The 8,674-nt window shown below is 64.7% G+C and carries 7 protein-coding genes, 2 tRNA genes and 2 pseudogenes; 7 read left to right on the top strand and 4 right to left on the bottom strand.

Annotation, left to right across the window (positions count from 1 at the left end):
- The coding region (gene pepN / locus RHBS_RS19920; RefSeq protein ID WP_128646290.1) for an aminopeptidase N at window positions 1-2,167 on the bottom strand (2,167 nt) is incomplete at its 3' end.
- A gap of 158 nt (window positions 2,168-2,325) precedes the next feature.
- On the opposite strand from pepN, the gene RHBS_RS19915 reads away from it, so the two are divergent.
- Complete coding sequence (locus RHBS_RS19915; RefSeq protein WP_121869448.1) at window positions 2,326-2,943, top strand: DsbA family protein; 618 nt, start codon at window positions 2,326-2,328, stop codon at window positions 2,941-2,943.
- A gap of 61 nt (window positions 2,944-3,004) precedes the next feature.
- Here RHBS_RS19915 and RHBS_RS19910 read toward each other — a convergent pair whose 3' ends face one another.
- A complete protein-coding gene (locus tag RHBS_RS19910; RefSeq protein ID WP_121869449.1) occupies window positions 3,005-3,667 on the bottom strand; it encodes a DUF429 domain-containing protein in 663 nt (220 codons plus the stop codon).
- A gap of 16 nt (window positions 3,668-3,683) precedes the next feature.
- Between RHBS_RS19910 and RHBS_RS19905 the strand changes: the two are divergent.
- Both RHBS_RS19905 and RHBS_RS19900 read left to right on the top strand, forming a co-directional pair.
- Window positions 3,684-4,162 (top strand): annotated as a pseudogene (locus tag RHBS_RS19905) (ribose-5-phosphate isomerase).
- On the top strand, window positions 4,163-4,957 hold the full coding sequence (locus RHBS_RS19900) for an Fpg/Nei family DNA glycosylase (RefSeq protein WP_121869450.1): 795 nt from the start codon (window positions 4,163-4,165) through the stop codon (window positions 4,955-4,957).
- On the opposite strand, the pseudogene RHBS_RS30970 reads toward RHBS_RS19900, so the two are convergent.
- Both RHBS_RS30970 and RHBS_RS19890 read right to left on the bottom strand, forming a co-directional pair.
- Window positions 4,954-5,734 (bottom strand): annotated as a pseudogene (locus RHBS_RS30970) (DUF1542 domain-containing protein). The gene RHBS_RS19900 and the pseudogene RHBS_RS30970 sit on opposite strands and share 4 nt — an antisense overlap.
- Window positions 5,735-5,843: 109 nt before the next feature.
- A tRNA-Gly gene (locus RHBS_RS19890) sits at window positions 5,844-5,917 on the bottom strand.
- A 170-nt stretch (window positions 5,918-6,087) separates the two neighbouring features.
- Here RHBS_RS19890 and RHBS_RS19885 point away from each other — a divergent pair.
- The 4 genes from RHBS_RS19885 to RHBS_RS19870 all read left to right on the top strand — a co-directional run.
- Window positions 6,088-6,161: transfer RNA gene (locus tag RHBS_RS19885), tRNA-Pro, on the top strand.
- A gap of 103 nt (window positions 6,162-6,264) precedes the next feature.
- Complete coding sequence (tig, locus tag RHBS_RS19880; RefSeq protein WP_183130117.1) at window positions 6,265-7,644, top strand: trigger factor; 1,380 nt, start codon at window positions 6,265-6,267, stop codon at window positions 7,642-7,644.
- A gap of 83 nt (window positions 7,645-7,727) precedes the next feature.
- A complete protein-coding gene (locus tag RHBS_RS19875; protein WP_082898933.1) occupies window positions 7,728-8,378 on the top strand; it encodes an ATP-dependent Clp protease proteolytic subunit in 651 nt (216 codons plus the stop codon).
- A gap of 47 nt (window positions 8,379-8,425) precedes the next feature.
- On the top strand, window positions 8,426-8,674 hold a 249-nt coding region (locus RHBS_RS19870; protein WP_187298566.1), incomplete at its 3' end, for an ATP-dependent Clp protease proteolytic subunit.

Here is an 8,674-nt window from a genome sequence, read left to right as displayed (position 1 = left end):
TGTCTTCGGCCGCCTCGGCGTCGATCACCGGTGAGTCCACGCCGTCGGCGTCGATCGCACCGGCACCGGCCAGCGCCGTGACGATGCGCCAGCGTAGATCGGTATCCACGCCGAGGCCGGCCAGAGACTGCCCCTCGACATCACCGTCGAGCAGAGCCCTCAGCACGCCGATGTGACGGTCGCCGAGTTCGGTGCCGGTGAGAGCATTGACGAAGGCCAGCTGGTGATCCGAGCCTGCTTCGGCGCTGCGCGCCAATTCGAGCAGTGCATCGGCGAACTCGGGGGTACCGTGCTCGGCCGCCCATGCCGGATCGGCGTAGCTGGAGATAGCGGTCTGGGCTTGCACCAGAAGACGTTGCACCACACCCACTTCCGTCTCACCGCCGATTCCGCGCTGGACGAGGGCCACGAAGTCACGCGCCTTCATCTCGGCGGATCGAGTCATCTCCCAGGCCGCCGACCACGCAAGGGTGCGGGGGAGTGGTTCGGCGATGTCGCCGATTCGAGAGAGAAGGACGTCGAGCGAATCCGGGTCGAGACGCACCGCGCAGTACGTCAGATCGTCGTCGTTGACGAGCACGAGCTTGCCGCGCGAGACACCCACCAGCGCGTCGACATTCGTCGACTCTGCAGCGTCGAGGTCGAGTTCGACGCGGTCGGTGCGCACCAGCTTGCCGTCGACGTCGTCGTAGATACCGACGCCGATGCGGTGTACGCGACGCTCGCCTGCGCCCGGTGCTGCGCCGGTCTGCGACACTGCGAACCGGGTGAACTTGCCATCCGAGTCGACGTCGAAGTCGGGGCTCAGAGTGTTCAGGCCGGTGGTGCGCAGCCACTGGGCACCCCAATCGGAGAGATCGCGTCCCGACGACTTCTCCAGAGCGGCAAGCAGATCCGAGAACGTGGCGTTGGCGAAGGCATGATCGACGAAGTACGCCCGCAACCCGGCGAGGAAGTCCTCCTTGCCGACGTAGGCCACCAGCTGCTTGAGCACACTTGCGCCCTTGGCGTAGGTGATGCCGTCGAAGTTGACCTCCACGGCGGCCAGATCGGGGATGTCCGCGGCGATGGGGTGCGTCGACGGCAACTGGTCCTGGCGGTAGGCCCAGGCCTTCTCGACATTGGCGAAGGTGGTCCACGCGTTGGTGTACTCGGTTGCCTCGGACTGGCACAGCACCGATGCGAACGTGGCGAAGGACTCGTTGAGCCACAGGTCGTCCCACCACGTCATGGTCACCAGGTCGCCGAACCACATGTGCGCCATCTCGTGCAGCACCGTCTCGGCGCGACGCTCGTAGGAGGCGCGTGTCACCTTGGACCGGAAGACGTAGTCCTCGAGGTACGTGACGGCACCGGCGTTCTCCATCGCACCGGCATTGAACTCAGGCACGAAGAGCTGGTCGTACTTGCCGAATGCGTACGGGGTGCCGAAGTTCTCGTGGTAGAAACCGAAGCCCTGCTTGGTCTCGGTGAACAGGCGCTCCGCGTCCATGTGCTCGGCAAGCGTTGCGCGGCAGTATATTCCGAGCGGGATAGTGCCGTGATCGTCGGTGTACGAGTCGGTCCACTCCGCGTACGGTCCGGCGATCAGTGCGACGAGGTAGGTACTCATCAGCGGGGTCGTGTCGAACACGTGCTCTCCCGCGGCGGGCTCGGCACCGTGCGCGGCATTGGAGATCACGGTCCAGCTCTCGGGAGCGGTGACCTTCAGATCGAAGGTGGCCTTGAGATCGGGCTGATCGAAGCAGGCGAACATGCGCTTGGCGTCGGCGGTCTCGAACTGCGAGTACAGGTACACCGAACCGTCCGACGGGTCGACGAAACGGTGCAGGCCCTCGCCGGTGTGCGAGTAGATGCAGTCGGCATCGATGACGAGTTCGTTGTGTTCGGCGAGATTCTCGAGAGCGATGCCCGTCGACTCGTCGTAGTTCGCAATATCGAGATCGGTGCCGTTGAGCGTCGCGGAGCGGATCGTGCCCGCGATGACGTCGACGAAAGTCGACGCCCCGGCGGTGGCCGCGAACGTGATGGTGGTGAGCGAGCGGAAGGTCTTCTCGCCCGGATTGCCCTCGCCGTCGGTGAGATCGAGAACGATCGCGTACTTCGTTTCCCCGATGATCGCCGAGCGCTCGGAGGCTTGGTCACGCGTCAGGTTGGGAGCAACCACTTCAGTCGACACCTCTTCGTGTAGTTATGGATAGTGCCTTCCATCCCATCACGTCACGCGTATCCCGCGCTGGCCGACGGGCCGTGTGGAATGTCTGCGCGGTGGGCGGTTGTTACGCAATGAAGAGACGTTGACCTCGACTTCCAAGGAGTAGGACAGTGGCCGGTTCAGGACAGAAAGACACTGCGGATTTTTGGTTCGACCCACTGTGCCCGTGGTGTTGGATCACCTCGCGGTGGATTCTCGAGGTGCAGCAGGTGCGAGACATCGACGTGAACTTCCACGTCATGAGCCTGGCGGTGCTCAACGAGGGTCGCGATCTGCCCGAGGAGTACGCCGCGATGATGAAGAAGGCATGGGGGCCGGTCCGCGTGGCGATCGCCGCAGCCAAGCTGAAGGGTGACGAGATCCTCGCGCCGCTGTATGCGGCCATGGGAACGCGAATTCACAACGAGGGCAACAAGGATTTCGACGTCGTGATCGCGGAGTCGTTGGCAGAACTGGACCTGCCCGGTGACCTGGCGAAGGCCGCCGAGAGCACGGACTACGACGAGGACCTGCGGACCAGTCATCATGCCGGTATGGACAAGGTCGGACCTGATGTCGGCACCCCGACCATTCACGTCAACGGCGTTGCCTTCTTCGGCCCTGTACTCTCCCGGATCCCGCGCGGCGAAGAGGCAGGCAAACTCTGGGACGCATCGGTGATCTTCGCGTCGTACCCGCACTTCTTCGAGCTCAAGCGCAGCCGCAACGAGGACCCGCAGTTCGACTGACAGCGCTGCCCTCGTGCGTGGAAACTCGTAGTAGGAGTCGAGCTTTCACGCACGAGGGGCGCTAGGCCACGATCCGATCCGAGCCGTCCTCGGTACCGAACGTCAGATGCTCGCCGACGTGAAATCGCCTTGCCGACCACGCCGCTGCGGCCGCGTCGAGGAAGTCGTCGACGGCGGGTCCTGGCGGTAGATCCGCCAGATCCACGTGTTCGCTCCAGCGCATCAGGGCGGACAACCGCTGCCCGACGCCCCGGCCGGTCTTCTTCGACGCGAACGTCGTCGTCGGTGACATGGCCCGGAACGAGCATTCGGGATGTACCTCGACGTACCTGTCCGGGTCGAAGTCCGCATCGCGCCACGCCTTCACGGAAGGCAGGATGTGCCACGTCTGCTTGCTGATCGCCTTGCCGGTGAGCTGCCGAGAAACGGCACACGCTTCGGGATACGACTCGGCGGCGAGTACGTCGACGACCGGCGTGTGAAAGATCGAACTCCGCGCTGTACCGAGAAACGTCTTCGCCTCCAGTTCGCCGAGGCGATAGCCGTGTTCGGGCAACGACAGCGGCATGTCGACGCCCACCCGTGCGCAGTCCCGTGTCACCTCGAGCACCTCCGTCACCGACGCACACTCGATCCACGTCACCGTCGCCTCGGCGAAGAACGCGACCACCCACGCGCCTTTCGCGCCGTCCACACCGGCGAATTTCTCGGCTTCGGAGTTCACCTGTCAGACTCTAGGCATGCGCGTATACCTGGGTGCCGACCACGCCGGCCTCGAGTTCAAGAATCAGATCATCGAACACCTGACGGCAACCGGGCACGAGCCCGTCGACTGCGGTGCCTTCGACTACGACCCCGTCGACGACTACCCGGCATTCTGCATCGACGCAGCACGCCGCGTCGTCGCCGACCCGGGTAGCCGCGGCTGGTGCTCGGCGGTTCCGGAAACGGCGAGCAGATCGCAGCCAACAAGGTGCCGGGCGCTCGCTGCGCGCTGGCGTGGAGCGTCGAGACCGCCAAGTTGGCGCGCGAGCACAACGACGCCCAGCTCATCGGCATCGGTGGCCGCATGCACACCCTTCCGGAAGCCCTCGCCATCGTCGATGCCTTCCTCGGTACTCCGTTCTCGGGCGAGGAGCGCCACCAGCGCCGCATCGACATCCTGTCCGAGTACGAGCGCAGCGGCGAGGCACCCGTCGTGCCGGGAAAGCCCGAGTAGGTGCCCGAGGGGCACACCCTGCACCGACTGGCTCGGTTGCATCAACGTCGGTTCGGTGGGGCACCGGTCGAGGTGAGTAGCCCGCAGGGGCGCTTCACCTCCGGTGCCGCGCTGATCGACGGTCTCGTACTGGAGAGGGCCGAGGCCTGGGGCAAGCATCTGCTGCACCGATACGAGTCCGATCTGATCGTGCACATCCATCTCGGCCTGTACGGGAAGTTCACCGAACAGGCCGTGCCACTGGACGATCCGGTGGGTGCCGTGCGGCTGCGCATGGTGGGGGAGAAATACGGAACCGACCTGCGCGGCCCCACGGCCTGCGAGATCTACACCGAAGAGCAGGTCGACGCTCTGGTGGCGCGGTTGGGACCGGACCCGCTGCGTAAGGACGCCGACCCGGAGAGGGCGTGGGCACGAATCTCCAAGTCGCGCACAGCAATCGGCACGTTGCTGATGGATCAGAAGGTGCTCGCCGGCGTCGGAAACGTCTACCGCGCCGAGATTCTGTTCCGGCACGAGATCAACCCCATGCGCCCGGGCAAGGACCTCGACCGATCCGAGTGGGACGCGATCTGGTTCGACCTCGTCGAACTGATGAAGATCGGTGTCCGACGCGGTCGCATCATCACCATCCGACCAGTGGACGATCACGGCGACACCTACGGTGCCCGGCGACCGCGCTCGTACGTCTACCGCAGGCAGGGATATCCCTGCCGAGTGTGCGGAGCCGACATCCTGCACTCGGTGATGCAGGCTCGAAACCTGTTCTGGTGCCCGGTCTGTCAGGCGACCTAGAACCCGCCGAAGTCGCCTCCACCGCCGAAATCGCCTCCGCCGTCGAACATGCCTCCACCGCCGCCGTCGTCCATGGCACCGTATTCCGTGTCGCCGCCGGAGTAGTCGTCGCCGGACCCATCGCCCCCCGCCGTCGGCTCCCGTGTCGCCGCCGGCCGCAGTCTCTTCCGGAACCCCGGCCATGCCGGAGAACATGGCCGAGAACAGGAACATCGACCCCATTCCCCAGGCACCTGCGACCAGGGCCGGACGCCACCAGGGCTCGGAGTACCAACCTGCGGGTACCGGACGGCCGGCGACTCGGCCACCCGGGTAGTAGTTCGGGGTGCGATCGGACGGATCCGGTGACGCCGCGATCTCACGGCCCTCGAAGTCGACCTTGCGATCCTCGGTGACTCGCCCCGCCTGCTGCTGGCCGTCGATGCCCTGCACCTCCGGGCCCGGGTCCATGCCCATCGCCAGGCGCGCGGCACGGATGTAGTAGAGCCCCTCGAGCGCCGTCTGCTTGGCCAGTCGGGCCTGTTCGGGAGTGGTGGCCTGATCGATCTGCGAACCGGCGGCGATGTTGCGTTCGGACGCGTCGGCCAAGGCCTGCTTGGACGGTGTATCCGTGCCGATCAGGTTGTAGACCTGACCGCCGAGGCGTTCGATCGATTGGCGGGCATCGGCCTTGGCGTCGGCCAGCGCGGTTTCGGCCGCCGCAGCGGAGTTCTTCTTGTTTCGCAGCACCAACAGGGCCACTGCGGCGATGACGATGACGATCAGGACGATTTCCACTGCGGACCTTCCGCCGACGGTGCATGCCCGGTTCGTACGGACAATTCGGACACCATCCAGGGTACGCGGACACGAAAAAGCCCCGCACTGACAGTGCGGGGCTTTTCGATGGAGCCGATGACGAGAATCGAACTCGCGTAGCCTGTTTGGAAGACAGGGGCTCTACCATTGAGCTACATCGGCATGCAAACAACAGTCGTGGGATCGCCAGTTCCGTCGCCTGCGTTTCAAGACTGTACCCAACGCCGCCGCCGGATTCCAAACCGGCCCGCCGCGAGCGGTTCGTCCGAACGTCATCGGTGGGGCGCCCACTGGGGGCTACTATCGGTTGCTGTTCAATGGTGTCCGTACGACGGGGTGTGGCGCAGCTTGGTAGCGCATCCGCTTTGGGAGCGGAGGGTCGCAGGTTCAATTCCTGTCACCCCGACAAAAGAGAGCCGCAGGCACGGCTCGCCGTGTTCGTGGCGAGCGAGATCAGACAGCAAGCCAGAACCACCAGCAAGCAAGAACCACCAGAAGGAGCATGTCCCGTGAAGAGCACCGTCGAGCAGCTGAGCCCGACGCGAGTCCGTATCAACGTTGAGGTGCCCTTCGAGGAGCTCAAGCCTGATTTCGACCGCGCGTACAAGGCTCTGGCTCAGCAGATCCGCCTCCCCGGCTTCCGTCCCGGCAAGGCTCCGGCCAAGTTGCTCGAGGCTCGCGTCGGCCGTGGTGCGGTTCTCGAGCAGGTCGTCAACGACGCTCTTCCCGCCCGCTACTCCGAGGCCGTGACCAACGAGAAGGTCAAGGTCATCGGCCAGCCCGAGATCGAGATCACCAAGATCGAGGACGGCACCGAGCTCACGTTCACCGCCGAGGTCGACGTCCGCCCCGAGATCGAGCTGCCCGACTACTCGACCATCAGCGTCGTCGTCGATCCGCTCGAGATCAAGGACGAGGCCGTCGACGAGCAGCTGCAGTCGCTGCGCCAGCGTTTCGGCACCCTGACCGGTGTCGATCGTCCCGTACAGTCGGGCGACTTCGTCTCGATCGATCTCTCGGCCACCGTCGAAGGCGAGAACGTGGAAGAGGCAACCGCGAGCGGACTGTCCCACGAGGTCGGCTCCGGCCAGCTCATCGAGGGACTCGACGACGCGATCATCGGCGTCTCCGCGGACGAGTCGAAGGAGTTCACCTCGACTCTGGTCGCCGGTGAGTACGCAGGCAAGGAAGCCGTCGTCACGGTCAAGGTCGTGTCCGTCAAGGAGCGCGAGCTGCCCGAGGCCGACGACGAGTTCGCTCAGCTGGCCAGCGAGTTCGACACGTTCGACGAGCTGCTGGCCGATCTGAAGACGCGCGTCGAACGGGTCGCGAAGGTCGAGCAGGCCGGTCAGATCCGCGACAAGGTGCTCGAGACGCTGCTCGAGACGCTCGAGATTCCGGCTCCCGAAGCTGTCGTCAAGGCCGAGGTCGATTCCCAGGTGCACGAGGCCATCCACGGCCTCGACCACAACGAGGAAGCACTCGCCGAGCTGCTCGAGTCGCAGGGTTCGAGCCGCGAGGAGTTCGACAAGGACGTCAAGGAAGGTGCCGAGAAGTCGGTGCGTACCCAGCTCCTTCTCGACGCGATCGCCGAAGCAGAGAACACGCAGGTCGGGCAGGAAGAGCTCACCGAGCGGATCATCTTCCAGGCGCAGCGCTACGGCATGCCGCCCGAGCAGTTCATTCAGCAGGTGCAGCAGGCCAACCAGCTCGGTGCCGTGTTCGCCGATGTCAAGCGCGGTAAGGCGCTGGCTTCGGTCGTCGAGCGCGTCACCGTGACCGACACCACCGGCGCGAGCGTCGACACCGCGGAGTTGTTCGGCAGCCCCGCCGATGCTCCCGACGAGGTCGAAGCAGCAGATTCTTCCGAGGGCGAACAAGAGAAGTAACGCTCACAGCGAACGACGGCGGTTCCGGGACTCCGGGGCCGCCGTCTTTCGTTAGTGTCTGTGTCAGGAACCAACGATTTGTTATGGAAAAGGCAGGTACCGTGACTGTTCAGAATCCGGCGGCTTCGCACCAGCAGAGTCCCGTCATGACTTCGGCTGCAGCAGGGCTGAATCTCAGCGACTCCGTGTACGAGCGTCTGCTTCAAAACCGCATCATTTTCCTCGGTACCCAGGTCGACGACGACATCGCCAACAAGTTGTGCGCTCAGATCCTGCTGCTCTCGGCCGAGGACCCCACCCGCGACATCGCGCTGTACATCAACTCGCCCGGTGGCTCGGTCACCGCGGGTATGGCCATTTTCGACACGATGGAATTCGCCGAGTGCGACATCGCGACCTACGGAATGGGCCTGGCTGCCTCGATGGGGCAGTTCCTGCTCTCGGCCGGTGCCAAGGGCAAGCGTTACGCCCTGCCGCACGCGCGCATCATGATGCACCAGCCTTCGGCCGGTATCGGCGGCAGCGCCTCCGACATCGCCATCATGGCCGAGCAGTTCGCGCACACCAAGCGCGAGATGGCAGAGCTGATCGCCCTGCACACGGGTCAGACCGTCGAGCAGATCACCGAAGACTCCGATCGTGACCGCTGGTTCACGGCGCAGGCCGCCAAGGAATACGGGTTCGTGGATCACGTCGTCAGCCGTGCGCGGCAGGCCGGCGGAATCGGCGAGTAAATCGGCCGCTCCCGGCGACCCTCGATCACTTACATCTTGGAGAAACGATGACAAACCTGTTCGACCCCAATCAGCTGCCGTCCTCCCGATACATCCTGCCCTCCTTCGTCGAGCACTCCAGCTACGGCGTGAAGGAATCGAACCCGTACAACAAGCTGTTCGAGGAGCGCATCATCTTCCTCGGCGTCCAGGTCGACGACGCGTCCGCAAACGACGTCATGGCGCAGCTGTTGGTGCTCGAGGGCCTCGATCCCGACCGAGACATCACGATGTACATCAACTCGCCCGGTGGCTCG

The sequence above is a fragment of the Rhodococcus sp. BS-15 genome (assembly GCF_000813105.1).
Lineage (GTDB): Bacteria > Actinomycetota > Actinomycetes > Mycobacteriales > Mycobacteriaceae > Rhodococcoides.
Note: the sequence above shows the minus strand (reverse complement) of the source record. Positions and strands in the feature narration are given on the sequence as shown.